Source organism: Cellvibrio sp. UBA7671 (assembly GCA_002483145.1).
Taxonomy (GTDB): Bacteria; Pseudomonadota; Gammaproteobacteria; order Pseudomonadales; family Cellvibrionaceae; genus Cellvibrio; species Cellvibrio fibrivorans.
The window spans coordinates 266,717-292,860 of the sequence record DLHJ01000014.1; the positions used below are offsets into that span (position 1 = coordinate 266,717).

26 protein-coding genes are annotated in these 26,144 nt (G+C 48.5%); 2 read left to right on the forward strand and 24 right to left on the reverse strand.

All coding sequences use genetic code 11. The features are described 5' to 3' along the window. Nucleotides 1-58: 58 nt before the first annotated feature. From B4E62_RS12920 to flhA, 7 genes are all read right to left on the reverse strand, one after another. Nucleotides 59-2,320: a chemotaxis protein CheA gene (locus B4E62_RS12920; RefSeq protein WP_331352338.1), complete on the reverse strand. Its 2,262-nt coding sequence runs from the start codon at nucleotides 2,318-2,320 to the stop codon at nucleotides 59-61. Between the two features lie 27 nt (nucleotides 2,321-2,347). Next, a complete protein-coding gene (locus B4E62_RS12925) occupies nucleotides 2,348-3,151 on the reverse strand; it encodes a protein phosphatase CheZ (protein ID WP_331352339.1) in 804 nt (267 codons plus the stop codon). A gap of 34 nt (nucleotides 3,152-3,185) precedes the next feature. Continuing rightward, the gene (cheY, locus tag B4E62_RS12930) at nucleotides 3,186-3,569 is read right to left on the reverse strand and encodes a chemotaxis response regulator CheY (protein WP_039914554.1); all 384 of its coding nucleotides are present in this window, start codon (nucleotides 3,567-3,569) and stop codon (nucleotides 3,186-3,188) included. 200 nt (nucleotides 3,570-3,769) lie between these two features. Beyond that, nucleotides 3,770-4,489, reverse strand: a complete 720-nt coding sequence (locus tag B4E62_RS12935; RefSeq protein WP_414633269.1) for an RNA polymerase sigma factor FliA — start codon at nucleotides 4,487-4,489, stop codon at nucleotides 3,770-3,772. 119 nt (nucleotides 4,490-4,608) lie between these two features. Continuing rightward, nucleotides 4,609-5,433 (reverse strand): MinD/ParA family protein, encoded by an 825-nt coding sequence (locus B4E62_RS12940; protein ID WP_310070750.1) that lies wholly within the window; start codon nucleotides 5,431-5,433, stop codon nucleotides 4,609-4,611. Between the two features lie 170 nt (nucleotides 5,434-5,603). Then, entirely contained in the window at nucleotides 5,604-7,166 is a 1,563-nt protein-coding gene (gene flhF, locus B4E62_RS12945; protein ID WP_331352341.1) for a flagellar biosynthesis protein FlhF, read from the reverse strand. A gap of 22 nt (nucleotides 7,167-7,188) precedes the next feature. Continuing rightward, nucleotides 7,189-9,402: a flagellar biosynthesis protein FlhA gene (gene flhA, locus B4E62_RS12950; protein ID WP_331352342.1), complete on the reverse strand. Its 2,214-nt coding sequence runs from the start codon at nucleotides 9,400-9,402 to the stop codon at nucleotides 7,189-7,191. A 155-nt stretch (nucleotides 9,403-9,557) separates the two neighbouring features. Between flhA and B4E62_RS12955 the strand changes: the two genes are divergently transcribed. Then, nucleotides 9,558-9,803: a type II toxin-antitoxin system CcdA family antitoxin gene (locus B4E62_RS12955; RefSeq protein ID WP_331352343.1), complete on the forward strand. Its 246-nt coding sequence runs from the start codon at nucleotides 9,558-9,560 to the stop codon at nucleotides 9,801-9,803. Further along, nucleotides 9,803-10,117, forward strand: coding sequence for a CcdB family protein (locus B4E62_RS12960; protein WP_310070741.1), 315 nt, complete (start codon nucleotides 9,803-9,805; stop codon nucleotides 10,115-10,117). The genes B4E62_RS12955 and B4E62_RS12960 overlap by 1 nt, the downstream gene beginning before the upstream one ends. A gap of 2 nt (nucleotides 10,118-10,119) precedes the next feature. Here B4E62_RS12960 and flhB read toward each other — a convergent pair whose 3' ends face one another. The 17 genes from flhB to fliF all read right to left on the reverse strand — a co-directional run bounded on the left by flhB (nucleotide 10,120) and on the right by fliF (nucleotide 26,082). Then, nucleotides 10,120-11,274 (reverse strand): flagellar biosynthesis protein FlhB, encoded by a 1,155-nt coding sequence (flhB, locus tag B4E62_RS12965; protein ID WP_331352344.1) that lies wholly within the window; start codon nucleotides 11,272-11,274, stop codon nucleotides 10,120-10,122. Between the two features lie 9 nt (nucleotides 11,275-11,283). Continuing rightward, nucleotides 11,284-12,069 carry a flagellar biosynthetic protein FliR gene (fliR, locus tag B4E62_RS12970; protein WP_310070735.1) on the reverse strand — a complete coding sequence of 262 codons (786 nt, stop codon included), beginning with the start codon at nucleotides 12,067-12,069 and terminating at the stop codon, nucleotides 11,284-11,286. A gap of 29 nt (nucleotides 12,070-12,098) precedes the next feature. Beyond that, nucleotides 12,099-12,368 carry a flagellar biosynthesis protein FliQ gene (fliQ, locus tag B4E62_RS12975; RefSeq protein ID WP_133684121.1) on the reverse strand — a complete coding sequence of 90 codons (270 nt, stop codon included), beginning with the start codon at nucleotides 12,366-12,368 and terminating at the stop codon, nucleotides 12,099-12,101. A gap of 16 nt (nucleotides 12,369-12,384) precedes the next feature. Continuing rightward, entirely contained in the window at nucleotides 12,385-13,245 is an 861-nt protein-coding gene (gene fliP / locus B4E62_RS12980; protein ID WP_310070732.1) for a flagellar type III secretion system pore protein FliP, read from the reverse strand. An 8-nt stretch (nucleotides 13,246-13,253) separates the two neighbouring features. Then, nucleotides 13,254-13,769: a flagellar biosynthetic protein FliO gene (fliO, locus tag B4E62_RS12985; RefSeq protein ID WP_331352345.1), complete on the reverse strand. Its 516-nt coding sequence runs from the start codon at nucleotides 13,767-13,769 to the stop codon at nucleotides 13,254-13,256. A 10-nt stretch (nucleotides 13,770-13,779) separates the two neighbouring features. Continuing rightward, a complete protein-coding gene (fliN, locus tag B4E62_RS12990) occupies nucleotides 13,780-14,184 on the reverse strand; it encodes a flagellar motor switch protein FliN (RefSeq protein WP_310070726.1) in 405 nt (134 codons plus the stop codon). Then, nucleotides 14,174-15,244, reverse strand: a complete 1,071-nt coding sequence (gene fliM, locus B4E62_RS12995; protein WP_310070723.1) for a flagellar motor switch protein FliM — start codon at nucleotides 15,242-15,244, stop codon at nucleotides 14,174-14,176. The genes fliN and fliM overlap by 11 nt, the downstream gene beginning before the upstream one ends. 10 nt (nucleotides 15,245-15,254) lie before the next feature. Continuing rightward, the gene (locus B4E62_RS13000) at nucleotides 15,255-15,824 is read right to left on the reverse strand and encodes a flagellar basal body-associated FliL family protein (RefSeq protein ID WP_310070720.1); all 570 of its coding nucleotides are present in this window, start codon (nucleotides 15,822-15,824) and stop codon (nucleotides 15,255-15,257) included. Nucleotides 15,825-16,051: 227 nt separating this feature from the next. Beyond that, complete coding sequence (locus B4E62_RS13005) at nucleotides 16,052-17,605, reverse strand: flagellar hook-length control protein FliK (protein WP_331352346.1); 1,554 nt, start codon at nucleotides 17,603-17,605, stop codon at nucleotides 16,052-16,054. 181 nt (nucleotides 17,606-17,786) lie between these two features. Continuing rightward, the gene (locus B4E62_RS13010; RefSeq protein WP_310070714.1) at nucleotides 17,787-18,119 is read right to left on the reverse strand and encodes an Hpt domain-containing protein; all 333 of its coding nucleotides are present in this window, start codon (nucleotides 18,117-18,119) and stop codon (nucleotides 17,787-17,789) included. A 55-nt stretch (nucleotides 18,120-18,174) separates the two neighbouring features. Next, nucleotides 18,175-19,884, reverse strand: a complete 1,710-nt coding sequence (locus tag B4E62_RS13015) for a fused response regulator/phosphatase (RefSeq protein WP_310070712.1) — start codon at nucleotides 19,882-19,884, stop codon at nucleotides 18,175-18,177. A 51-nt stretch (nucleotides 19,885-19,935) separates the two neighbouring features. Next, entirely contained in the window at nucleotides 19,936-20,241 is a 306-nt protein-coding gene (locus B4E62_RS13020; RefSeq protein WP_310070709.1) for an STAS domain-containing protein, read from the reverse strand. 192 nt (nucleotides 20,242-20,433) lie between these two features. After that, nucleotides 20,434-20,889, reverse strand: a complete 456-nt coding sequence (gene fliJ / locus B4E62_RS13025) for a flagellar export protein FliJ (protein ID WP_310070707.1) — start codon at nucleotides 20,887-20,889, stop codon at nucleotides 20,434-20,436. Between the two features lie 67 nt (nucleotides 20,890-20,956). Further along, complete coding sequence (fliI, locus tag B4E62_RS13030) at nucleotides 20,957-22,342, reverse strand: flagellar protein export ATPase FliI (protein ID WP_310070705.1); 1,386 nt, start codon at nucleotides 22,340-22,342, stop codon at nucleotides 20,957-20,959. Between the two features lie 2 nt (nucleotides 22,343-22,344). After that, nucleotides 22,345-23,244, reverse strand: coding sequence for a flagellar assembly protein FliH (locus tag B4E62_RS13035; protein ID WP_331352347.1), 900 nt, complete (start codon nucleotides 23,242-23,244; stop codon nucleotides 22,345-22,347). Between the two features lie 113 nt (nucleotides 23,245-23,357). Further along, on the reverse strand, nucleotides 23,358-24,389 hold the full coding sequence (gene fliG, locus B4E62_RS13040; RefSeq protein WP_310070702.1) for a flagellar motor switch protein FliG: 1,032 nt from the start codon (nucleotides 24,387-24,389) through the stop codon (nucleotides 23,358-23,360). Then, a complete protein-coding gene (gene fliF / locus B4E62_RS13045; RefSeq protein ID WP_310070701.1) occupies nucleotides 24,382-26,082 on the reverse strand; it encodes a flagellar basal-body MS-ring/collar protein FliF in 1,701 nt (566 codons plus the stop codon). The genes fliG and fliF overlap by 8 nt, the downstream gene beginning before the upstream one ends. Between the last annotated feature and the right edge of the window lie 62 nt (nucleotides 26,083-26,144).

A 26,144-nucleotide genomic window follows, 5' to 3' on the forward strand; every position in this document is an offset into this window, starting at 1 on the left:
TTGGAAAATAAAATGGTTGGAGCAACCTTGGGAAAAAGTATTGCCAGCTTAACGACAACTAACTATGACCCCAGCTAGTCGATCCCTTTGCATAGCGACGAAGTAAACTGGGAATATCCAAAATCAATGCGATGGTGCCATCACCGGTAATAGTTGCACCTGCCATACCCGGAGTACCTTGTAACATTTTTCCAAGCGGTTTAATCACCACCTCTTCCTGACCGATCAGTTGATCCACCACAAAACCAACACGGCGGGTGCCTACCGTGACAATCACCACATGTGCATTGTCCGGGCGCTCACCATAGGCATTTTTTACCAACCAATCTTTCATATAAAACAGCGGGATTGCCTGGTCGCGAATAGCAACGCAATCCTGGCCGTCAACAATATGGCTCCTGGTGAGATCCATATGGAAAATTTCATTGACACTCACCAGCGGAAACGCAAAGGTTTGTTGCCCCAGCATAAACATTAACGTTGGCATAATCGCCAAAGTCAGTGGCACTTTGATGATAAAGCGTGTGCCTTTACCTAATTCTGATTTAATTTCCACGGTGCCGTTAAGTTGGGTGATTTTGGTTTTCACCACATCCATCCCCACACCACGCCCTGACACATCCGAAATTTCTTTTTTAGTAGAAAAACCTGGAGCAAAAATTAAATTATAGGCTTCCGTATCTGAGAGGCGATTAGCGGTGTCTTCATCAAACAACCCTTTTTCGACAGCAATCGTGCGTAGCTTAACGGGGTCCATACCTGCGCCATCATCGCTAATCGATAACAGGATATGATCGCCCTCTTGTTCTGCAGAAAGTATCACTTGCCCCAACCGTGGTTTACCGGCGGCTTCACGTACCTCAGGAAATTCAATGCCGTGGTCGACCGAGTTGCGTACCAAATGCACCAAAGGGTCGGCGAGCGCTTCTACCAAATTTTTATCCAGATCAGTTTCTTCACCTACCAATTCCAGATTGATTTCTTTGCGCAAACTGCGCGCCAAATCGCGCACTACACGCGGGAAACGACCAAACACCTTTTTGATCGGTTGCATGCGGGTTTTCATGACCGATGTTTGCAAATCGGCAGTCACCACATCAAGATTTGCGACAGCCTTTACCAAGGCCTCATTAGTAGAACTATTACCTAAACGCACTAAACGGTTACGCACCAAAACCAATTCGCCAACCATATTCATAATATCGTCGAGACGCTGGGTATCGACACGCACAGTCGTTTCAACTTGCGGCGCTTCTTTATCGCTGACAGGTGCGGGAGAGGTCGCTGGTGCAACAACTGGTTTAGGCGGCTCTACTTTTTTGGCTGCAACCGGGGCAGGTTTTGCTACTGCAGGTGCAGGTTTTACTTCAGGTGCTTTTACGTTAGATACGGGTACTGATGATGCAGGTGTAGCTGCTATAACGCCAGGCCCTTTTCCTTTGCCATGAAGTTGATCCAGTAGCGCATCAAATTCATCATCACTAATTAAATCACTGCCACCGCTAGCTGCAGTTGGGGCTGGTGCAGATACCGCAGGCGCTACAGGTGCAGCAGCAGGCCCTTTACCCTTACCGTGCAATTGATCGAGTAATGCTTCGAATTCGTCTTCGGTAATCTCATTACTGGTGGCGGCAGTAGCAGGTGTGACAACAGCTGCCGCGGGAGGCGCTATACCGGGAGCACTCCCTTTGCCGTGCAATTGATCAAGTAGTGCATCAAATTCATCTTCAGTAATTTCATCGTTGCCCGATGTACTGACGGGTGCAGCAGCAACAGATGTAGAAGCAGCCGATGCCGGTTCACCAGCAATTGCATCAAGTAATTGTTCAAACTCTGCATCGGTAATATCACCGGTGGGAGTTTCTGTAACAACAGTTTCACTGGCAGCCGCAATGTTTGCGTTTGCAGCTTCAGCGGCCTCATCCAAATCGGCGCATGAAACCAAACGTTCCAACGCAGCAATTAATGAATGATCTACTGGTGGCAAGGCTTCGCGTTGGGAAACCAATTCAAACTGTTGGTTCACTAAGTCCAACGCTTCTAGCACTACGTCCATTAATTCAGAAGTAACGGCGCGTTTTCCATTGCGCAAAATATCAAACAAGTTTTCCGTCAAATGACAACATTCAACCATTGGGGTCAACGCTAAAAAGCCGGCACCACCTTTTACGGTATGAAAACCGCGAAAGATTGCATTTAGCAAGTCTTTATCTTCAGGGCGCTGCTCCAAGTCAACCAATTGCTGGCTGAGGCGCTCAAGGATTTCTCCCGCCTCTACCAGAAAATCCTGGAGAATATCCTCGTCATCACCAAAACTCATTCAACGTTCCTCGCGTGACCCGCAGACCTAAAAACCAAGGCTAGACAATAAATCATCGACATCGTCTTGCCCGGACATTACATCTGCACGCTCTTTATTAATTTGTGGGCCTTCGGCTTCGACCTTGCGCTTATTCATAATTTCTTTGTCATGATCGAGTGTCTCGCTGTCATTCGAAAGACCAGCAATTTCTTCCACTTGACCCGCAATACGCACCAGACTGACTAGATCTTTTTCAACATCGTTAATTAAACCGATCACGCGTTTTAACACTTGCCCAGTTAAATCCTGAAAGCCCTGCTCCAGTACAATGTCTTGTAGATTTTTACTTAATTGTTCGGTGCCAGTTACCATCTGCTTGAGAAAATCATCCATGCGGTCATAGAGCTGGCGAAACTCATCAGGGCCCATTTCACGGCGCTTAAGCCGCGCCCATTCTGCACGTAAGCTGCTGGCCTCTTGCCCAAGGTTCATCGCAATAGGTGCTGCCTCATCGACCATATCCATGGTTTTTTCAGCTGCTTTTTGTGTGAGATCAATAACGTAATTCAAACGATTGGATGCATCATGAATATCTGAGTTGGCAATTTTGGGCGGCTCTTTGGTTAAGTCCGCGTCCACATTAAAATTGACAATAGCATTGTGCAGACCGCGCGTTAAACGCCCCACCGACTGAAATATATGTCGGTCGCGCGCTTGGGTGATGGTGTGAATCAGCACCGATGCCTCTTCGAATTGATTGCTTTGCAATTTCTCCGTGAGCAACTTGGCGCACTCTTTCAATTCGACAACAAATTCTTCGTTGAAAGATGTTTGGGGTTCAGATGCCATGACAACGCCTTATTTATTATTTGATCGAGCCAAATTAACCTACGCGATCAAAAATTTTCTCGATTTTTTCCTTGAGTGCTTGAGCGGTAAATGGTTTGACAACATAACCATTAACACCCGCTTGCGCTGCCTCAATAATCTGGTCGCGCTTGGCCTCAGCCGTTACCATTAACACCGGTAAGGTGCGCAACTTTTCATCTGCCCGAACGGCTTTCAGCAAATCGATACCCGTCATACCTGGCATATTCCAATCTGTGACTAGAAATTGAAAGTCGCCACTTTTCAGCATCGGCAATGCTGTAACCCCATCATCCGCTTCATGGGTATTGGAAAAACCCAAGTCCCGCAGCAAGTTTTTAATAATCCGTCGCATTGTTGAAAAGTCGTCAACAATTAAGATTTTCATATTCTTATCCAACGCAACCTCCACTCACCCTGACGGGATTTTCATTTAATCATAGTCTAGTAGGAGTTGAAGCTTCGGCCAGTTCCGGCGCATCAATCTTCAACTTTTAATTCGAATCATAGCCCAATTCGCTGAAAACACAGAGTTTTTGATATTTACACTGCAACTTGAACGATGCTTTTTGCTAGATTCGTTTGTTATTTAAACAGTCATCAGCCCGATTGCCAATCTGCCAATTTGTGGCGCAGCCGCGCTGCCGCCTGACTGTGGATCTGGCTCACGCGGGATTCACTGACTCCGAGCACCATACCAATTTCTTTCAGATTTAGTTCTTGATCATAGTAGAGCGCCAACACCATCCGTTCACGTTCGGGCAAGAGGGCTATAGCCTTCACCAGTGCTTTTTTTAAGCCATCGCGCTGGATACCATCGAGCGGGCTGACAAACGCGCTGCTGTGCTCAGATGCATCTATATTGCTGTCTTCCTCGCCAAAAGTTTCTTCATAGCTGAATAGGCGACTGCCATTGGAATCTTGCAGCATTTCAAAATATTCATTGAGTTCCACACCTAACTCGGCGGCGACTTCACTGTCAGTGGCATCGCGACCGGTGCGCGCTTCTACTGCAGCAACGGCCTGGGAAACACGGCGTGCATTGCGGTGCACTGAGCGCGGAACCCAATCGCCGCGGCGCATTTCGTCAACAATTGCACCGCGAATTCGGATACCCGCATAAGTTTCAAAACTTGCACCGCGGGAGGCATCGTATTTTTGGGAGGCTTCGATAAGGCCGATCATGCCAGCCTGGATAAGATCGTCCACCTGCACGCTGGCCGGCATACGCATCATCATGTGATAGGCAATACGCTTTACCAAAGGCGCGTAGTCTTCAATATTGATCTGTACATCAAGTAAGGTTTTTTTATCGTACATGGCTAAACCATTGACTACGGCCATTGAGCACCTTCTTATCAGCAACAACCCTGCGTTTTACCAACGATCTGGCGGCACAACGTATTACATACCTATTTTTTTCTGCATCACACACCAGGCTAGCGCGCATTCGCAGCCTGCAATAAACGTTCTACAAAAAATTCCAGGCGCCCTGTAGGCGAGTTGGGTAGCGGCCATTTATCTACGACTTGTGCAAGTGCACGTATAGCGACAGACGCTTTGGAAGTGGGCGCAAATTCCAGCAGGGATTTTTGTTTTTGTACCGCTTTGCGCACGTTTTCGTCGAAGGGAACCTGGCCGACAAACTGCAAAGTCACATCCAGAAAGCGTTCGCATACGGTATTGAGCTTGTTAAACATATTGATGCCTTCCTGCGGTGTACGCGTCATATTCGCCACCACCCGGAAACGCTGCATGCCGTATTCTTTGTTGAGTAATTTGATCAATGCGTAGGAGTCGGTAATAGATGAAGGTTCGTCGCAGACAACGATAATCACTTCATTGGCAGCACGCACAAAACTCACGACCGTATCGGAAATACCGGCTGCCGTATCGATAACCAGGATATCAACTTGATCCGAAAGATCATTGAAGGCATTGATCAGTCCTGCGTGCTCAGCAGCACTTAGTTCTGCCATGCGCTGTACACCGGATGACGCAGGAACAATCTTCATACCTGCAGGACCACTTACCAGTACGTCCGCCAAACTATGGGTGCCGGCAAGTACATCTGCCAGCGTATGGGTCGCCCTGATCCCCAACAGCACATCGACATTGGCTAAGCCCAAGTCAGCATCCAACAACACCACACGCCGACGCAATTCTGCCAGCGCAATGCTGAGGTTAACGGAAATATTGCTCTTCCCTACTCCGCCCTTGCCGCCGGACACAGCGATCACTTGTACTGGTCGCATTTGGCTCATCTACACATAACTCCAAACCTATTTCTTCGAGTTGTACGCCTGGTTGCCGAATGGGCCTTGGGGTACACCAATGGTGATCTGAGTATAGATAGGGATTGGAATTTCATCCGACTAATTTCAGTTTCACCGACAAATTCCTGTGGTTATAACTGTTGTTTAACCTTCACCGTTTACGAGACAGCCGTTGTTGGATTGGATTTAAGCAATGCAACCGCTTTCGACACCAATTGATGCGCACGCGCCACATCCAAATTTTTGGGAATGTCTTGCCCGTCGGTGGTGTAGGCAATCGACAAGCGATTTTGTATGGCAACTCCCAAGGCTTCACCAATGCTTGCGGTCTCGTCTAATTTGGTAAGGATGCAACCTTGCAAACGCGCAGCGCCATATGCATGGATCGATGCTTTTAACATTTGTACCTGGCTGTTGCATGACATAACAAGATAGGTTTTTACCACTTGCTGCTCAGCCAATGCTTTCAATTGTGCTTTCAGATGCGGGTCGCCGTGGCGGAAACCAGCGGTATCAATTAACACCAGCGAACAATGACGCAGGCTGCGCAGGACTGAATCCAGAGGATTGGCTTCGTCCACCACGCGCACTGGTACACGCAAAATACGCGCGAGTGAACGCAACTGGTCATGAGCGGCGATGCGGTAGGTATCGGTAGTAATAAGCGCGACCTTATCGGCACCATGCTGTAACACATAGCGCGCCGCCAATTTACCAATGGTAGTGGTTTTGCCTACACCGGTCGGGCCGACAAATGCAAACACACCGCCTTGCTCGACCACATCACGCCCATTAATTGGCAATTGGTGCGCAAGGTTCGCCAACGCATCCGGCCAGGCATCGCTTAGAGTTTTGGCTTTAGTGCAGGCGTTGATAACGCTGCTGATAACATCCTTCGGCAAATTCAATCGCTCAAGACGACGCGCAACGCTGGCAAGCACAGGGGAATTAATCGGTGCCGATTGTTGGCCAGTAAGACGATCCAATTGCTGCTCCAGTAAAAAGCGCATATCGGCAATTTCTGCTTGTAGATCGGTGAGCTGTGAGGATTGGTCAACGCTATCCCTGGTTGGGCCTTCAGCCTTGGGCGCTTCTTGCAAGCGCCCCTCTTTCAGCAAGGCCTCGCGGAATGACATTGCCTCTTTGCTGAGTGCTGTCGCTGAAGCTGCTCGCAACGAGGGAGCTAAAGCAGATACCGGAGCTGCATCAACTAACGGATATCTTTCGGCGGCACTCATACCAACCATTGGCTTCTGTGCTGGTGCCGGAGTATTGCGCGGAATCCCTGCGTTCACGACCGTATTTTTTCCCACTAAAAATTCTTTCGCCGAATCTTCTGCTTTGCGCGCAGCAATCATGCGCAAACGCGCTTTTTCAATATCATCGGCCAACTGCGCACCGCTTTTACCTGCATTAGGATGGGCGGGCTGATCAACCGCTCTACTAATCACTGGCGCGGCGCGGCGCGGTTGCGGATTTGCCAAAGCGCGGGGAGAGATATCACCATCACTCAACAGTGGCTCGCTCGGCGCAAATGTGGATTCGGAAAAAGGGCGATTTTGCAATTGCTTGAGTTCGTAATCGGAACCCATGGTAGTCAGCAATTCCACCCCTTCCGGAATGCGATTGCTGGAGAGAATAATGGCATCTGGCCCCAGTTCCTGGCGAACCAATTCCAACGCACGGCGCATATCAGCTGCTACGAAACGTTTGACTTGCATATTCAACTCCTACCCGGTTGGGCTATTTTTTATCGGCACCGACACTTGCATCGATACTGATCTGTTTGTTGTCGGGCACTTCGGTGTAAGCCAGTACCCGCATATCAGGAACACTGTGGCGAACAAAGCGCGATAGCATTGGCCTGAGCGGCGCTGCTACGAGCAATACCAAAGGTTTACCTGAAAGTTCTTGTTTCTGCGCTGCGCTAATCAATGATTGCTGCAGACGATCTGCCAAGCCAGGCTCAATAAAGGCGCTATCATCCGCGCCAGCTTTTTGTGCCTGCTGTACGGTGTTTAGCAACAACTGTTCCAACGTCGGCTCAAGCGTGATAACTGGCAGGTTTCGGTCATTACCCACAATGTTTTGGACAATTTGACGGCATAAGGCCACCCTGGCCAATGCGGTAAGAGCGGCGGGATCTTGACTCTTGCCACCGCTTCCCGCCAAGGCTTCGGCGATGGAACGGATATCGCGGATAGGTACGCGTTCGCGCAGCAAGTTCTGCAACACTTTCAACAGGACATTAATCCCCATCGTGTTAGGCACTAGCTCTTCCACAAGCTTGGGCGATGTCTTGGCTAGCATATCCAGCAGCTTCTGCACATCCTCATGACCGAGCAGTTCAAAAGTATGCTGCTGAAGGATTTGGTTGAGATGAGTCGCCACCACCGTGCTCGGATCAACTACGGTGTAACCCAATGTCTGCGCCTGTTCACGCTGGCTGGGATTGATCCAGATTGCATCCAGGCCAAACGCCGGATCTTTGGTTTTAATACCGTCGAGGGTACCGAACACCTGCCCCGGATTAATCGCCAATTCGCGATCGGGATACACGTCGGCTTCCGCCATCGAAACGCCCATCAAGCTGAGGCGATAACCGGTGGGGTTCAAATCCAGATTGTCGCGGATATGAACTGAAGGAATTAAAAAGCCCATCTCTTGCGAGAGCTTTTTGCGCACACCTTTGATACGGCCAAGCAGTTCGCCACCTTGATTTTTATCGACCATAGGAATCAGGCGATACCCCACCTCCAAGCCGATGACATCCACCGGCTGCACATCATCCCAACCCAGCTCTGGCGACTCCTGAGCACCCGGAGGTAAAGCTGGTGCCGAGCGCTGCGGTGCAATACTGGCACCGCCCGACGGCGCAACCTCTCCCGCAGCACGAGCACCTGCAGGAATAAATGTATTCTCTTCCACTACAGCCGGTTGCTGCTTACGCCAATGGATGTAATACGCCAAGCCAGCACACAACAAGCCCAAGCCCAAGAATGCAAGATGTGGCATACCGGGGACGGACCCCATAATAATCAACATAATAGCAGCGACAGCTAAAGCTTTAGGCGAGGTAAACATTTGGCTTACCACCATTTTGCCCATGTCTTCAGAGCTATTAACGCGGGTTACCAAAATGGCGGAGGCAACCGACAGCAAAAGACCAGGGATTTGCGCCACAAGGCCATCGCCGATAGTGAGGATGGTGTATTTTTCAAAGGCATCACCAAACTCAAGATCATGCTGCATCATGCCGATGGCAAGTCCACCAAAAATATTGATGAACATAATCATGATGCCCGCGACAGCATCGCCGCGCACAAACTTACTGGCACCGTCCATTGCACCGTAAAAGTCAGCTTCGGCAGACACTTCCTGACGACGTGCGCGCGCCTGATCCTGATCAATTAAGCCCGCATTCAAGTCCGCATCAATCGCCATTTGTTTACCGGGCATTGCATCGAGGGTAAAGCGTGCGCTCACCTCGGATATACGGCCTGCACCCTTGGTGATTACCACGAAGTTGATGATCATCAAGATGATAAACACCACGATACCCACAGCGAGATTCCCGCCAATAACTACGTGCCCAAAGGCTTCGATTACCTTACCTGCCGCATCGCCACCATTGTGGCCTTCCAACAACACCACACGGGTGGAGGCTACGTTCAAGCCCAAGCGGAGAAGCGTTGCAATCAACAAAATAGTAGGGAAAGCGGCGAAATCTAAAGGGCGCATGGCATATACAGCAACCAGCAACACCACCAACGACAGCGCGATATTGAAGGTGAAGAACGCATCCAGCAGCAAGGGGGGAATCGGCAATATGATCATTGCCAGAAGCATCATCAGCAGGATTGGAATACCCAGATTGCCACGCCCCATGGCGCGTACTGAGCCAAACGCAGCTTTGCCGTTAAAGTTATTCAACTGGTTAAACGTTGGTAAGGCCATAAGCACGGATTCTTGACAGTTAGGTCATTTTTCCGTGATATCGCAAGAAGCGTACCGATTTACGCAATTACTACAACAGATCTGCAAAGCTGTTTATTATTTGATCTTTAATAAAAATGCGCATAAACTATGCGCATTATAATTGAGCATTAATTATGAACAACATCTACGATCCCAGCGCGCCCAAAAAACCCACAAATGTGAGTATTAACAGTGAGTTATTGCGCAAAGCTAAAGAGTTTGAGATCAATTTATCCGCTACGCTCGAGCAGGCGCTAGTGGAGAAAGTGAAGCAGCGCCAACAGGAGCTTTGGTTATCCGCCAATAAAAGCGCCATCGATGAGTACAACCAATACACCGAACAAAACAGCAATCCCAATGATCCACAGCGGGGTTTCTGATGAGCCAATTCCGCGCTTACAAAAACCACAATCTGGAAAACCACCACGTCCCTTATTTGCTGGATGTGCAAAATGACCTACTTGCAGGCTTGGATACACGCATGGTGATCCCACTCATCCGCGAGTCCAGCTTTAAGGGCAGCGGCATTACCACCCTAACCCCCAAGCTCACCATCAACGGTGAAACGCTGTTGCTGTTAACACCGCAAATGGCGGGTATCAGCAAACATCTGCTAACTGAAGAGGTAGGCAACCTGGGGAATTTTCGCTACGAAATTTTGGCGGCAATCAATTTATTGATAGAAGGGTTCTAAGTTTAATCCAACTTACCTGTAGCGTCGTACCGCAAGTCACGCGGTACATTGATATTGCGTGGATATGCAGGTTTCTCACCTTTTCCTTTACGGAAATTGCGCAGTTGAAACACATAAGCCAATATTTGCGCGACCGCAAGGTACAACCCGGATGGAATTTCCTGATCTACTTCTGTGGTGTAAAAAATCGCACGCGCGAGCACAGGTGATTGGATAATTTCGATTTTGTGGGCGTTGGCAATTTCACGGATTTTTAATGCGGTGTGATCACCACCTTTGGCAATCATAATCGGCGTATCCATATTTTCCGGATCGTATTTCAGGGCCACCGAAAAGTGTTCCGGGTTGGTGATGACGACATCGGCTTGGGGGACATTAGACATCATGCGGCGCTGCGCCATTTCCCGTTGCAACTGACGAATACGGCCTTTTACTTCCGGCTTACCATCCGTATCTTTGGATTCATCTTTTTGATCCTGCCGCGACATTTTTAATTTTTTATTGTATTCGTAAATTTGCAGAGGAACATCAATCGCAGCAATTAAAATCGTAGTCGCAGAAAGTGCGATAGTGGCAAAAATGGAGATTTCCAGGGAATGGATAATCGCGTTGCCAACGCTTTCATCCACCAAGCGAAACATATCCTGCGCGTAAAATTTTAACAGCCAAATAGTCGCACCTAAAATAATCAGTACTTTGCCCAGGGCTTTTAATAATTCAATCAGGGATTTAACTGAAAACATGCGTTTAATCCCCGCCAGCGGATCCATACGACTCAGCTTTGGCTCCATGGCTTTACCGCTGAAGTTCCAACCACCTAAAGCAATCGGGCCGACAATCGAGGCGATTAATAAAATCGCCATCAGTGGCGCAATACTAAAAAGGCCGTCATAAATGGCGCTAGCCAAATGGGCAATCATGGCATTGGGGTCATAAATCGTTGCGCGGTTGAGGACAAAATTGTCGCGTGTAAGGCCAATCAATTTTGCGCCCATAAATTCAGCAAAGAAATAAATACCCAGCGCCGCCAACATTAAAACCGCTGTAGTCGTGAGATCTCTGGAGCGGGGAATCTGGCCTTCTTCGCGCGCTTTTTCAATTTTGCGCGAACTGGCCTCTTCCGTTTTTTCCTGACTGCTGTCGTCTTCTTCAGCCATGACTACACCTTATGGGGTCAATGCCAAAGTACGCAGCACACCTATACCCTCTTCCATAATTTCAAAATACACTGGTAAGAAGTTGGCAAGCGTGAACCACATGAGGATAAAACCAAATATCAGGGTGATGGGGAAACCTACCGTGAATACGTTCATTTGCGGTGCTGAACGGCTCATTACTCCAAACGACATATTCACAATCATTAATGACGTGAACAGCGGCAAAGTAATTAATAAGGCCGCACTAAATAACCAGGAACCCAAATCTACAATCGTCATAAAATGGGCGCTATTCATGCCTGCCCCACCAATCGGAAAGGTGGTAAAACTGTCGATCATTAATTGCAACACTACCAAGTGACCATTACTGGCCAAAAATAATAAGGTGGACACTAATAAATAAAATTGCGATAAAATAGTCACACTTACACCGCTGGATGGATCATTCATCGCAGCAAATCCCAAGCCCATTTTCATTGCGATAAACTGCCCCGCCAATACAAACACATGCAGCACTACCTGCATGGCAAAGCCTAAAGCCAGACCAATCAGCACTTCTTGAATGATCATCATAAAACCTTGCGCCGACACAAACGAAACCACAGGCGCAGGCGGCAATACCGGAGCGATCATGATGGAGGTAAACAGGGTGAGGATAATACGCACACGGGCCGGTACAGTACGCGCACCAATGACCGGCACGGCAAAATAAAAAGCGCTGATACGCAACAACGGCCAGAGGTACTGGCCGATAAATTGCGATAGCTGCTCTTCACTTATGATTAATTCTTGCATTGCTCTGACCGACCCGATGAGGCCCCGTTTTACCCAATAAGAGAAGGTACGCTCGAAAATAATCGATTAAATAAATCCATAAACTTGGTTAACAACCAGGGACCCGCCATCATCAATGTAATCAAAGTAACGATAAGACGCGGCAAAAAACTGAGGGTCTGCTCGTTAATTTGAGTCGCCGCTTGGAACATACTCACGATCAGCCCCACGATCAAACCGGGGCCAATAATAACCAGCAGCATCAAGATCACCAGAAAAAATGCCTCTGCGAATAAATCCATTACTACTTCGGGAGTCATCATAATAAAGCCTCCATCATATGCCGTAGCTAGCGGCGAGCGTGCCTACAATCATCGCCCAGCCGTCGACGAGGACAAACAACATAATTTTAAACGGCAGGGAAATAATCAATGGCGAGAGCATCATCATACCCATGGCCATAAGCACACTGGATACCACAATATCGATTACCAAAAAGGGAATGAAAATAATAAAACCAATTTGGAATGCCGTTTTTAATTCACTGATAATGAATGCGGGCACCAAAATACTGAATGGTGTTTCCTCCGGTGTGGCTATCGGCGGATGCTTGGCGATGCCTACAAACAAAGCGATATCGGATTCGCGCGTCTGGGCAATCATAAACGCATGAAAAGGGGCAGCGGTTTTTGCCAGAGCTTCCTGCGCACCAATCTGCTGGTTAATGTAGGGCTGCAGCGCATCTTCATTCACCTTATTTAATACCGGCTGCATAATAAACAGGGTTAAAAATAACGCGAGACCAATCAAAATCTGGTTTGACGGCGACTGTTGCAAACCCAGTGCCTGACGCAAAATAGAAAACACAATAATAATGCGGGTAAAGGATGTCATCATCATTAATAGCGCCGGTAAAAACGTCAGCGCCGTCATAATGGCGAGGATTTGCAGCGTGACCGTATATTCCTGCGTGCCATCCGGATTGGTTTTAACCGTTAACGCTGGCAACCCAGGAATGGCAGGCAGGCTACCCAGGTTAGAAGGAGTTGTTTGCGTCAATGGTAAATTATTTGCGGCCGTATCCACTACATTAGGGGTATTGGTCTGCGCAGAAACAACCCCCGCAAACACCAGGCATAACAGTGCAAGCAAGATCCGCATAAATACCACTTTGGTATCAACAGCATTATTCAACATGGTATTTCCTAGGGAGCAGAATTGTTTTTATTATTGGAATCTTGCGCGGAGGTTAGCGATGACTTTTGCTGCAGGATCGCCATTAACTTACGGCTAAAGTCAGATGGATTTTCGGTTTTATCATCCACCACAATAGGCGTTTCAAATACATGCAGGGTATTAATATTAGTTGAAGTAATACCCAATAATAATTGCTGCCCACCCGCCTCAATCAGCACTATGCGTTCGCGCGTGCCCAAAGGCATAGCTGACAAAATTTTAATATGGGCGTTAGCTGAAAAAGTCCCTTGGCTAAAACGTTTTACGAACCAGGAAATCGCAAAAATTAAACCGATAATACCCATCAACGCTAGCGTCACATTTACCAAGTGACGGCCACTGCCAATTTGCGCAGTGGGAACCGTAGCCTGTGCATAACTGAGCTCGGTGAAGAACACCAACAACAATACCCAAAAACCTCGTCCTGCAACGGAGAGCCAGTTCCTCGATGAGAAGAGGATTGTTGTTAACAAGACGAGGGTCATTCTTTTATTCCTAACGCAATTTTTTAATGCGTTCCGCAGGGCTAATAACATCGGTCATACGAATACCGAATTTTTCATTGACCACCACCACTTCACCGTGGGCGATCAATGTACCATTGACCAATACATCCAACGGCTCGCCTGCAAGACGATCCAATTCAATTACCGAGCCTTGGTTAAGTTGCAATAAATTGCGAATCGTAATCGAAGTGCGCCCTACCTCCATGGAGATGGAAACTGGAATATCCAGAATCACATCCAAATCCGGGCTGCCCGGCGGTTGTTTAAGCACATCACTTTTTAATTCATCAAACGACACTGTGCTGGCCATGGCTTCATCAACATCAGCCTGCTCTGCCATAGCGGCAGCCCAATCATCGGCCATTGAGTCTTGATCAACATCATCACTTGCCATTTTTTCCACCTTTAGTTGCAGTCACGCGTTCATCTTTAGCGTTAGTTGTTTCATCCGTTTTTGTACTATCGCCTTTAGTACCGGTTATATTGTAAGCACTGCGACGGTCAATAAATTCGCGAATTTTCAAACTGAGAAAACCATTGGTTTGACCTAACTGGGTCCTGAACATGGGAACACCATTGGCGGTCAACACATGGTAATCCGGGAATTCAATGGGAATAATATCGCCCGCTTTTAAATCAACAATATCGCGTAGGGTAATGTCGCGCCGCACAATATCGCATTCCAAATCCACACTTGCCGAAAGCACATCCTCGCGCAAGGCCTTTTCCCAACGCTCATCGTGCTCGTCGCTATCACTTTGTAAACCAGCGTCGAGCACTTCACGAATCGGCTCAATCATTGAATAGGGAACGGTGATATGCATTTCACCACCGCCGCCGTCCAATTCAATATGGAATGTACTCACCACTACAACTTCACTGGGGCTCACAATGTTGGCAAGCGAGGGATTAACTTCTGAATGGACATATTCAAAATTGATGGGGAAAACCGCTTTCCAGGCCTCGGTTAAATCGATAAATGCCTGATTTAATACCATCTGCACAACGCGCAATTCAGTCGGGGTAAATTCGCGGCCTTCAATTTTTGCGTGGCGGCCATCGCCCCCAAAAAAGTTATCCACTAATTTAAAAACCAACCGCGCATCGAGAATAATTAATGCCGTACCACGCAAAGGTCGAAACTTCACCATATTCAAACTGGTAGGCACGTAAAGCGTATGAACATACTCGCCAAATTTTTGGATTTGCACACCACCAACAGAAACATCGGCAGTTCTACGCAATAAGTTAAACATACTGATGCGGGTGTAGCGGGCAAAACGTTCATTGATCATTTCGAGCGTGGGCATGCGCCCACGCACAATACGATCCTGGCTGGTGAGGTCATAGTTTCTTACCGTGCCGGGTTCAGCATCGCCCTCGGTATCTATGTCACCGTCATCAACGCCATGGAGGAGCGCGTCAATTTCGTCTTGCGAGAGTAAATCTTGCACAGCGGTTTCCTTATTGCATTACAAAGTTGGTAAACAACACTTGTTCGACATTCGAGGGGGAAACCTCCTCGCTTTTGCCACTGGTAACCAGTGCCTCTTGTTCTTTTTGCAATTGGCTACGAATAATTTCCAGCGCTTCTTTCCGTAAAATTTCTTTCCCTTCGTTGGTCTGTAACTCTTCAAAGTTTTTGGCACTTAATAGCATGACCAAACCGTTGCGAATTGCCGGCATATGTAACTTTAATAGCTCCTCCAGCAAAGGATCGCGATACAACAAGGTAATTGCCGCCTGTAGATAACGCTGGCGGCCATTCACATTGAAATTAATCGTAAAGTTAGGGGTCATTTCATAATAGAGCGCTGGCGCTAAAGTCGATTCTGCCTGCTCTTCTTCTGCAACCTCACCCTCGGGTGGTGCTGGTGCTAAAAATTTTAACGCCACAATAGTACCGCCGATGGAAATTGCGATCAGCGCCACCGCCAGACCAATGATTAACAACAATTTCTTTTTTTTCTTTTTTGCATCTGCAGCTGCATCAGCGTTGCCTGCATCAGTTTTTGCTTTGGGGGCTGCCGCCATGTCAAAACTCCGTCACTTTCAAAGTCTAAGAGGGTTTGAGCAATACCTATGCCAGTATCGCCTTTGAAAGCTTAGCAGCGGATAGAGGGTTTGCGAGGGCAAGCGTGAGAAAGGTGTTTAGAATGAAGAAAAAAATCTGATGCAAAACAAAGGTGTAGAGAACCTGATCAATCTGATCAGGTTCCCGGCAAAAAAGCTTAGCTTAATTAATGAGGAACAGATTAAATCTATGCGTAATGATCAACCAGACGCATTGAAACAGCTTGGGTGATGGCCACCGGCGCCAACTCCTCTTCATCCAACCCGGCATTACCTGAATTTTTAGTTGACTCCTCCTTTTCTCGCTCGTGTTGGGCAAAGGATTTGTCGGATACATCCACATTCACCAGATTTAATCCCTGCTCGGAGAACATTTCGCGCAGGCGATTCAATTGCTGATCCAGAGCTTCGCGCACCGCTGGATGTGGGCTGGTGAAAGTAACGCTGGCTTGGTCCTGATTAACGCTCACCCTGACTTGCATAGGGCCCAGCTCGGGCGGATCGAGGCGTATTTCAGCAGAGCTCACATTTTGTGCTGCAAGCCATAGGACTTTATCGCCCACTGCTTGACTCCATTGGGGCGTACCGACTGTTACTGGAACTCCCGTTTGAACAACAAACGCGCGCGCAGCAGGTGATTGTGCATCAGCTAATCGTGTCAATGTTTCAACTGCCGCGCTCACCGCTGCGGGTTTTGCCAAATCAGCGGCGGGAGCTGCTTTATCGAGCGTCGCTGCAGTCATGGTGGTTTCGGCCAATTTATTCAGCGCAGCTTTGGAGTTAAGCAGCAGAAAATCCGGGTTTTCTCCGGATTCAGTAGCGGAGCTATCGCCGGTCAATACATCGATTTCACCCTCCGCACCATCCAAGTCCAGTTCACTCACCAAGTTTGACGAGGTTCCTCCCACAGCTAGCAGAGCGGCAGGCTGTGCATCTACAGCAGCACTTGTGATGGTGGGTCCAGCAACTTGACCCGGTGTAACCTGGGGAGTTACGGCTAAGGGTGGTTGATTATTGACTGATGTGCCTAATGCTAGCCCTGGCAATATGGAAGCTTCCGGCGCTACAGGCATAACAGATGGTTGTATTGCCAACACGCCTTGATCAAGCACAGAGTTATCTGATGATAAATCGATATCGCCATCATTTAGCGATTCATCTGCAAGCAACGGCTGCGGGTTCGCGGCATTGAACAAATTTTCAGGCGACGCCAACATCTCATCAACCTTGCCCTCGCCTGATGAGCCGTGAGTAATCAACAAAAAATTATCGAGCGCAACAGGCACTTCATCGGCCGATTGATCCTGCCCCTCACCGGTGTGAGTAGTTCCTGCCTGTGTTTGCGGTTGGCCGTCGGCAGATTGCTCTTCAGTTTGATTATCCATCACAGGTTCATCCACACTTGTATCGCGAACTACCGTCTCTGATTTCTCTACCGGTTTACTAGCAACATCTTGCGCATGGTCGCGCGCTTTAGACGGTGTATCCGTCTTGCGTGTTTCTTGCACTGAATTGCGCTGGGCTGCAGGTTTTGAGGCTTCGCGCGCAGCCGCAGGCTCAGCGGGCGGATTTTCTTTGCGCGCAACCGGTTTGCGGGCGGCAACCTCTGGCCGCACTTGCTCAAGTGCCTGCTGGAATTTTTCAGTCGATTCGGCACGCGCTTTGGCGGCAGATGCTTTAGTCACCACCGGGTTTGCATTGGTTATGCCCAATAAACTATTTAAAAGATTGCCATTGTTCATCTGCTGCTCCTGCTCTTGATCACGGCAAGGGTTTGCCGCTCGATCAGCCAACAATTCGGTTCAGTAGATACTTTGCAAAGCAGGTGCCAATTCGCGGTGACAGCCCCACCCCGGGTCGGGATAGTTGCCGATGAATAAGGCAGGATGAGGAAAGGTGAAATGGGTAAGAATAAATCGCTAATCAGGGCAGAGAACGCAACAGAACCATAACTTGGGCAAACTCTCTTTCGATGGAATCGAGGTCAACGTCCAAGGCTTCCAGTCGCTTTTCCAAGGCCTTTTTTTCCAATGCAGCACACAATGACGACAAATGTGGAGCGCCAATGTTGCTGCTACTCCCCTTAAAGCTATGGGCTGCACGGCGGATCAAATCGGCATCGGTACCCTGGATAACCTCGCGTAAGGTGCTGATACGGTCGGTGGAATCTTGTACAAAGGTATCTATCAGCAACGCAAAATCATCCTCCATGACTTGCTTGAGCGTATTTAAGGTGTCGTAGTCCAGATGTTCCATTGGGCTGCATCTCATTCGTATGGGGGAATGCTCAGGGTTAATTCATCAACATGAATCAATCATCGCTCACCCATGAAAAAGCGACTTCGACGATATTACCGCATCCCAGATAGGTAACGGTACCACAAAGTTTCTCCACCAGCGCAATACCGCGCCCGCTATAACCGAATGACGTCAGATTGTCGGTAGAACGCTGCTGATGATCAAAGCCGTCACCACTGTCTTCAATGCGCACTTTTAATAGCCCGCCATTCTCATTGGTCTTGTGGGAGATATTAATGCGCACAAACCCTTCAGTGACTTGATTAATTCGCTGCTCGCGCAACTCATAATAATCGGAAAAACCATCCGGTGTTTTTTTGAGTTCAGAATCCAGTTTTAATACGCCATGCTCAAGGGCATTGGTGTATAGCTCGGCGAGAATGGTGTAAAGCGTGCTGCTAAACGCGCGCAAGCTGGGCACCTCCATCAGAACATTTAGCAGCATCGGCAGTGGATCAAATACTTTGAAGCTAGTGGGTTTGACTTCAAACCCCATGGTCCATTCAATTTCCGAGTTGCCAAATTTGTCGCTAGCTTCTTTAGCGAAACTATTCACCCGTGCAGGTTCATCCATGCGAATCTCAAGCAAGGATAAATCATCATCTTTTTCACCACTGCCAACAAATTGCTGCACACTTTCAATGATGTCGTTAAATAAAAGTTCGGGGTTGCTGTTGCGACTAAATACCGCCTTCAAGCGCTCTTCACCAAACATATCACCATCTGCATTGCGCGCCTCATGAATTCCATCCGACCAGACAAAAATCCGGTCCTCCTTCTGTAATTCAAAATATTCACAATTATCTTTAAAGGCGCGATTGGATAACACACCGAGCGGCAAATGGGTTGATTTAACTGGGGTGATATTGCCCTCTTGATGGTGATATACAAAACAATCGGGCAAACCACCATTCCAGATTTTCAAACGTTTTTTGCGGAAATTGATATCCATCATGGTGGCGCAACAAAAAATCCCTACCGGTAAAATATTTTTTAATTTGCCATTTATTTCACGCAAGATATCGGTCATGGAAAAGCCTTTCGACACCATACCGTAAAAAGTAGATGCCAAAGGCATAGCGCCAATTGCAGCGGGCAGACCATGGCCAGTAAAATCGCCAAGCAACACCATCATGCTGCCATTAGGACGCATAGCGGCGACCAATACATCGCCGTTAAATACCGCAAGCGACGATAAAAAATAACGGACATTACTGGCATTCAAGCAACCGCTGTGTGCGACATTGTCAAACACGTGTTTTGCAACGGTTTGTTCCTGCAATAAACGATTGTTGTACTGCACGATTTGGTTGCGCTGCGTCAGCATTGTGCTGTGCATCTCGCGCATACGGTTGAAGGATTTTATTTTGGCTTGCAGGATAATGCGGTTGTAAGGTTTGGAGAGAAAATCATCGCCACCAGCATCCAGGCACTGCACCAGGGATTCAGTATCGGAAAGGGAGGTGAGAAATATAATAGGGACTAATTCATCGCCCGCAAGCTCTTTGATTTTGCGCGCCGCACCAAAACCATCAAGTTCTGGCATGAGCGCATCGAGCAACACAATATCGGGTTTTTCAGCGGAGTAGACCTGAATCGCTTCAAGCCCGTTACAAGCGGAAACAACGTGATGGCCTTCTTTGCGAACAATACTTTCAAGGATGAGCCTGTCAGTGTCTGTATCATCGGCAACCAAAATTTTTAAACGCCGGACATCATTCATAAAATCGCTTCCATACATCACTCAACACGCAATTTGGGCATGCATGGCCACCTATTGGATATCAAATAATTGCTCAAAATTGGAAATTAATAAAATCTTTTTCACATCCGGTGCACAATTCACAATCTGGATATTGGATTGTTCGCCGCCCGCATAATCACGCAACAGCAATAACATGCCTAAGGCCGAACTATCCAGATAAGAAGTACCCTGCAAATCGACACGGTAATGAATGGGAGCTTGGGCGAGCTTTTCATACGCTCCGCGAAACTCCTGGTGGGAACTAAAATCGAAACGGCCCTGGATATAAATAGTGACTTGATTGCCATCAGGGGAAACTGTTGACGTGATCGCCATGTCTTACCTCATCAAAAAACTCTGAACATTCCTGATACGAGTCGGCAGGAAGTAACCCACTACCCTGCACCAGCACAACCTAAGGATAGCCTATAAAACTATAGTTGCTGGGGACTTACACAATATAACCAGTAAGCGATAAAACTGCTCTAAATGGCCAATTTACAATAACTATTGCGTTGCGGGTCCGGGTTATTGGCCGTTGTCCGACTGCCGCCGTAACTGCTGCGAGCTTAATTCATCCATTTCTTTCTGCAAGCGTTTATCGAGCAGAAGATTATCTTCCTGCTGCAAGCGAGTGATTAAATCCTCAATAGATTTTCGTTTTTGATGTTTAACGCGCCATTGTTGCTGCAAGGATTCAAGTATCGCTTTGTAACGCTGTACTTTGGCTTCTTGCTCACGGCAGGCTTCATTGAGACGATTGATGAACGTACTGTAATTGATCAACTCGTGGGCAAGAACACCCTCGCGCAACTCCCCCTGCGCATGCAGATACTGGGTGGCATACTCACGCAAATCCGCCAGTTGCATTTCCTCCTGTGCAAGCTGTTCGCGAAACTGGCTGAGTTTTTTGGCTGCTTCATCCTCCTGACGCACAGCCAATGTCAGCACCACCTGCATACGTTTAGCGCGGGATTCAGCCATGACAGGGGCTCGCTGCTAGATAACCCAAGTTAATTTACCTTTTGTTTTTTTATTGGCGATTGGTTTTTTATCGTTGCCGATGTTGCTGCGCCAGCGGGCTGTTAGCTTTGCTATTGGCGGGTGGCTTGAGTAACACTTTTAGATTCGCGATAGACTCCGGCAGACGCACCCCCTGCTTGATCCCCTGCTGGATGAACGCGCGCAAGTGCGGGAAGCGTTCGATAGCCGCATCAGTTTCCGGATCAGCTCCCGGTGTGTAAGCACCAATGGCAATTAAATCGCGGTTCTGTTGATAGCGCGCCAACAGTTGTTTAAACCGTTGCATCATTTTCAAATGGTCGTCATCAACGATATTTTGCATAGCCCGGCTAATCGATGCCTCGACATCAATTGCGGGGTAAACGCCCTCCTCCGCCAAGCGCCGCGATAGCACCACATGGCCATCAAGAATTGCGCGCGCCGAATCGGCAATCGGGTCTTGCAAATCATCACCTTCCGTCAATACGGTATAAAAAGCAGTAATTGAACCCTCACCTTCTGCCGCATTACCGGCGCGTTCGACTAACTGTGGAATTTTCGCAAACACCGAGGGCGGATATCCTTTAGTAGCGGGCGGCTCGCCAATTGCCAGTGCAATTTCACGCTGCGCCTGCGCAAAGCGCGTTAATGAATCCATTAGCAAAAGCACGTTTAATCCCTGGTCGCGATAATATTCAGCGATGCGGCTAGACAACTGCGATGCGCGCAACCGCATTAAAGGAGCATCGTCGGCGGGTGATGCAACCACAACCGCGCGGCGCAAACCTTCCTCACCGAGGATGTGATCAATAAATTCTTTTACTTCACGGCCACGCTCGCCTACCAACCCCACAACAACTACGTCTGCTGTCGTAAAGCGGGTCATCATTCCCAGGAGCACACTTTTACCCACACCGGAACCGGCCATTAAACCCAGACGCTGGCCACGCCCAACGGTAATCAGTGCATTGATTGCACGCACACCTACATCCAAGGGCTCGCTGATGGGATGACGCTGCAAGGGATTAATTTCGTGCGGAGTGAAATCGAGGAATTCATCGCCAACGAGTGGGCCTTTACCATCCAACGGTTGGCCGATGCCATTCACAACACGGCCTAACAAATGCGGGCCAACCCGCATCCCCATTTGGGTGGCAATGGGCACGACGCGCGCACCTGGCTGCAAACCTTCAACGCGTTTAATCGGCATTAAAAAAACTTTATCGCCAGAAAAACCAACCACTTCTGCTTCAATACGGCGGTTGTCACTATTGATAATTTCACACTGGCGGCCGACAGATACATTCAAACCCACTGCTTCAAGAGTCAATCCGACTGAACGGGTAATACGCCCTTCTGCCTGAGGTTCCACCACAACTAACTTACGCGGTGCGTAAGTGCGTAAACGAGAACCAATAGATTGACGTTCTGACATGCTTACACCTCATCCTGTTGATCAGGTTTCAGGTCAGATTTTTTTTCACGTTCTTTCTCGTTCTCCAGTTCCGCTTTATGCAACATATTTCCGTGAGCAAACGCATCATCACCTTCGTCATCGTCTCTGTCTCCACTCGCTAACTGCTTGGAAATAAATTGTTCCAACACGGTTTGCAAACGCGATGACACAGAAAAATCCACGCGGCTTTCCGGAGTTTCAATTCGGCAACCACCGGGCAACAATTCCCCATCGCCAAAAAAACTCCAGGCTAATTGCTGTTCTGCAGCATAGGTTTCAACAGCGGCGAGATCGTCGGGATTTAAACAAACACGGATATTTTTACTGCCAATAGGCAATGCATCCACCGCATTTCTTACTAAACCGACAATATGGGAGGAATCCGTCAGTAATTCGCGCTGCACCACACTTTGGGTGAGCGTGCAAATCACATCCAGTAATAAATGTTCTACATCGGTATCTTGTGCGTTGATGGGTTCGAGCAATGCATTGGCCAATTTTTGAAAACGCTGCTGCTCGGCAACCAACTGCGCGCGCATTTCCATTAGTCCCTGCTGGCGCCCGGCTTCATAACCCTCGGAATTGCCTTTAGTAAAACCTTCCTTATGCCCCTGCTCAAAACCGTCTTTTTCTGCAGTGTCAAAAATCGCCTGCATCTCCTCGGCGGTCATGCCTAATTGTGGTGGCGCTTCCGGCTCGGGGATTTCAACGGTTTCAATCGTTTCTTTTTCGCGGCGCAACAACCGCTCACGTCGTTCACGTGCTTCTTTTTCTGCCGACGACAAAATTTTGCCGTGTTCCGTAATCGGGGGAATTACCCAAGTCGTGGCATTTTCGACCACTTCAGCGGGAATACGATTTAGCAAACTGTTATCCGACATGGACGCTCTATCTCAATTTGGATACCCGCGTTCGCGGGTATGACGAGCAATGTACTGCTATGACGAGAAATGTACTTCTATGATGAGAAATGTATTTTTCAACGACCCCGTACTTAAACCATTTGGTCGCCACCGCCGCCCAACATAATTTCGCCAGCATCGGCCATACGGCGCGCGGTAATAAGGATTTCTTTTTGCGCGGCTTCCACATCGGCCAAACGCATTGGGGGTTTGGTTTCCAAATCGTCGCGCAACAATTCGGCGGCACGCTTGGACATATTTTTGAAGATTTTTTCTTTGAGTTCGTCGTCTGCACCTTTAAGTGCAACCACCAACACGTCCGAGGACACTTCGCGCAGCAGCGCCTGGATTCCGCGGTCGTCCACCTCTTTGAGGTTTTCGAACACGAACATCAGATCCTGGATTTGGTTGCCCATATCCTCGTCGATTTCTTTGATGCCTTCCATCAATTCGGCTTCAATAGAACCATCCAGATTGTTCATAATTTCCGCCGCCACTTTGTAACCACCCATGGCTTTGGTTTGCGATGCCGCATTGCCCGAGAATTGTTTTTCCAGAATATCGTTCAATTCTTGCAACGCGCTCGGCTGTACGGTGTCCAGCGAGGCGACGCGCATCATAATATCGAGGCGAACTTTCTCGGGGAAATATCCCAAAATTTCTGCGGATTGATCTGAATCCAGATAGGCGATCACAATCGCCTGAATCTGCGGGTGTTCGTTGCGAATAATATCGGCAACGGAACGCGCTTCCATCCATTTGAGCGTATCCAGACCTGTGGTATTGCCACCAATCAAAATACGGTCGATCAAACTATTCGCTTTATCTTCACCTAGCGCAGTGACCAGCATTTTGCGGATGTAATTATCAGCTCCCACACCAAGCCCAGTGAGCGTGCGCACTTCATCTAAAAAGTTACCGAGCACAGCATGTACTTCTGATTGCTGCACATTTTGCAACTGGGTCATTGCAGCACCAATCCGCTGCACCTCTTTTGGCCCCATGTGCTTGAGTATTTCTGCTGCGTCCGATTCACCCAGCGACATCAATAAAATGGCCGCCTGATCAACGTAGCGCAGTTTAAGTTTGGCTTTATCGACCGCTTTATCGTTAGCTTCAGTCATCGCGATTTATCCACTGTTTCACTACCTGAGCCACACGGCCCGGGTCATCGGCAATCAAACCTTTAATGGCGTTCAGTTGTGCTTCGTAACCTTCTTCCGGGCTGGGCAATAACAGCGCCGAGCCGCCGGTCAGTGTGACAGTTTCATCAGACATGCCATCTAACCCGCCAGCGCCAGCTGCTTCCAGAGCGGCCAATTGACGGGCCTCTTCTTGTTCTGCCAGCGCGCCACCTTGTTTGGACAAACTTTTAAACATAGGGCGGAGCAAGCCAAATATGATCAACAGAATAACCAGCACACTGGCGATATATTTAATATTGGGAATAATCCATTGCTCCCACCAAGGTACGTCTACCATCACACTGGGATCCTCCACGCGATTGGCAAACGCCGAGTTCAAAACATTGACGCTATCGCCACGCACAGCACTGAAACCCACTGCGTCACGTACCAGTATAGACAAGCGTTCCAATTCGTTTTCTGTCCAGGGCACCATGGTTTCAGTACCGTCTGCATTTTTAACAACCTTATCATCGACAACGACAGCAACGGTCAGGCGCTTAAGGGTTCCCTGTTGATGCTTCGTGTAACTAACCGTGCGGTCCAGTTCGTAATTACGAGTTGCCTGTTCGCGGTTATTGGTCGGTTGCGCAGCAGCAACTGGCTGGCCAGTGGCAGGATCAATTTGTTCCGGCGCTTCCGCAGTGCCTGGTGGTTGATTGGTTAGGGCGCCAGGAATACCGGCAGCAACATCGCCCGCGCGGCGGGTTTCATTGAGGGTTTGCTCAGAGCGGATTGCCGGTAAGTCCGGGTTAAAGGTTTCGGCCGCCTGCTCTACCGCCGTAAAATCGATATCAGCGCTCACTTCTGCACGGAATTTACCACCGCCAACCACCGGTTCCAAAATACCGTTTATGCGTTTGATTACGCTGTTTTCGACCTCCTTGGAATATTGGTGTTGCTTCGCGGCCATCAACAAATCAGCACTGTCTTCGCCGGTGGAAATTAAATTGCCGTGTTGGTCTACCACCGTCACATCGGCCATTTTCATTCCAGGCACTGAGGATGCCACCAAATTCATAATGGCTTTGACTTGCGCAGGCTCAACACTGCGGCCAGCAAACACTTCCACAAATACCGATGCCGTTGGATTAGTTACATCGCGTACAAATACGGTTTTTTTCGGAATTGCCAAATGCACGCGCGCGTTACGAATACTGGTAATACTGGTAATGGTGCGCGCTAACTCGCCTTCAATGCTGCGCTGATAACGGGTGTTTTCCACGAATTGGCTGGTGCCTAGTGGCTGCTCTTTATCCATCAATTCAAAGCCCTGGGTCGGGCTGGAAGGCAAACCGAACTCAGCGAGTTTCAACCGCGCCATGTGCACATCTTCGCTAGCGACTAAAATCGCACCGCTGTTTTCGTCCACCTTGAATTTGATTTGGTTTTGTTCAAGCACGTCCACCACATTGGCGGCATCAAGGTTATCCATGCGGCCATACAGCGGGCGGTAATCCTCGCCCTGCATCCACATCACAATCGCAAAACCAATCGCAACACTGGCCGCGAGGGTGATCATCAAACCGACTTGGCGCAGCAAATTCAGGTTGCTTAAACCTTCCAAAAAATCGCCACCCAATTTCGGTTGCGCTGGTGCATTTTCAGATTCGGAAGCGGCAGACGTAGCCATAATTTCAACACCTTAAACAAATTTTTAATCGCACTGGGTGATGCAACATAACCATCAGGCAC

Excerpts from the sequence above, each read along its gene's own strand:
- B4E62_RS12955 (WP_331352343.1), top strand. The coding sequence starts at position 9,558 with ATGAACAACATCTACGATCCCAGCGCGCCCAAAAAACCCACAAATGTG.
- fliI (WP_310070705.1), bottom strand. The coding sequence starts at position 22,342 with ATGTCAGAACGTCAATCTATTGGTTCTCGTTTACGCACTTACGCACCG.
- B4E62_RS13000 (WP_310070720.1), bottom strand. The coding sequence starts at position 15,824 with ATGGCGGCAGCCCCCAAAGCAAAAACTGATGCAGGCAACGCTGATGCA.
- fliR (WP_310070735.1), bottom strand. The coding sequence starts at position 12,069 with ATGCAAGAATTAATCATAAGTGAAGAGCAGCTATCGCAATTTATCGGC.
- fliQ (WP_133684121.1), bottom strand. The coding sequence starts at position 12,368 with ATGACTCCCGAAGTAGTAATGGATTTATTCGCAGAGGCATTTTTTCTG.
- B4E62_RS12935 (WP_414633269.1), bottom strand. The coding sequence starts at position 4,489 with ATGTACGATAAAAAAACCTTACTTGATGTACAGATCAATATTGAAGAC.
- fliF (WP_310070701.1), bottom strand. The coding sequence starts at position 26,082 with ATGGCTACGTCTGCCGCTTCCGAATCTGAAAATGCACCAGCGCAACCG.
- fliO (WP_331352345.1), bottom strand. The coding sequence starts at position 13,769 with ATGACCCTCGTCTTGTTAACAACAATCCTCTTCTCATCGAGGAACTGG.
- flhF (WP_331352341.1), bottom strand. The coding sequence starts at position 7,166 with ATGCAAGTCAAACGTTTCGTAGCAGCTGATATGCGCCGTGCGTTGGAA.
- B4E62_RS13010 (WP_310070714.1), bottom strand. The coding sequence starts at position 18,119 with ATGGAACATCTGGACTACGACACCTTAAATACGCTCAAGCAAGTCATG.
- fliJ (WP_310070707.1), bottom strand. The coding sequence starts at position 20,889 with ATGGCTGAATCCCGCGCTAAACGTATGCAGGTGGTGCTGACATTGGCT.
- B4E62_RS13015 (WP_310070712.1), bottom strand. The coding sequence starts at position 19,884 with ATGAATGATGTCCGGCGTTTAAAAATTTTGGTTGCCGATGATACAGAC.
- fliN (WP_310070726.1), bottom strand. The coding sequence starts at position 14,184 with ATGGCAAGTGATGATGTTGATCAAGACTCAATGGCCGATGATTGGGCT.
- B4E62_RS12925 (WP_331352339.1), bottom strand. The coding sequence starts at position 3,151 with ATGGCATCTGAACCCCAAACATCTTTCAACGAAGAATTTGTTGTCGAA.
- fliG (WP_310070702.1), bottom strand. The coding sequence starts at position 24,389 with ATGACTGAAGCTAACGATAAAGCGGTCGATAAAGCCAAACTTAAACTG.
- B4E62_RS12920 (WP_331352338.1), bottom strand. The coding sequence starts at position 2,320 with ATGAGTTTTGGTGATGACGAGGATATTCTCCAGGATTTTCTGGTAGAG.
- B4E62_RS13035 (WP_331352347.1), bottom strand. The coding sequence starts at position 23,244 with ATGTCGGATAACAGTTTGCTAAATCGTATTCCCGCTGAAGTGGTCGAA.
- flhA (WP_331352342.1), bottom strand. The coding sequence starts at position 9,402 with ATGGCCTTACCAACGTTTAACCAGTTGAATAACTTTAACGGCAAAGCT.
- B4E62_RS12940 (WP_310070750.1), bottom strand. The coding sequence starts at position 5,433 with ATGAGCCAAATGCGACCAGTACAAGTGATCGCTGTGTCCGGCGGCAAG.
- B4E62_RS13005 (WP_331352346.1), bottom strand. The coding sequence starts at position 17,605 with ATGAACAATGGCAATCTTTTAAATAGTTTATTGGGCATAACCAATGCA.
- B4E62_RS13020 (WP_310070709.1), bottom strand. The coding sequence starts at position 20,241 with ATGGCGATCACGTCAACAGTTTCCCCTGATGGCAATCAAGTCACTATT.
- fliP (WP_310070732.1), bottom strand. The coding sequence starts at position 13,245 with ATGTTGAATAATGCTGTTGATACCAAAGTGGTATTTATGCGGATCTTG.
- B4E62_RS12960 (WP_310070741.1), top strand. The coding sequence starts at position 9,803 with ATGAGCCAATTCCGCGCTTACAAAAACCACAATCTGGAAAACCACCAC.
- flhB (WP_331352344.1), bottom strand. The coding sequence starts at position 11,274 with ATGGCTGAAGAAGACGACAGCAGTCAGGAAAAAACGGAAGAGGCCAGT.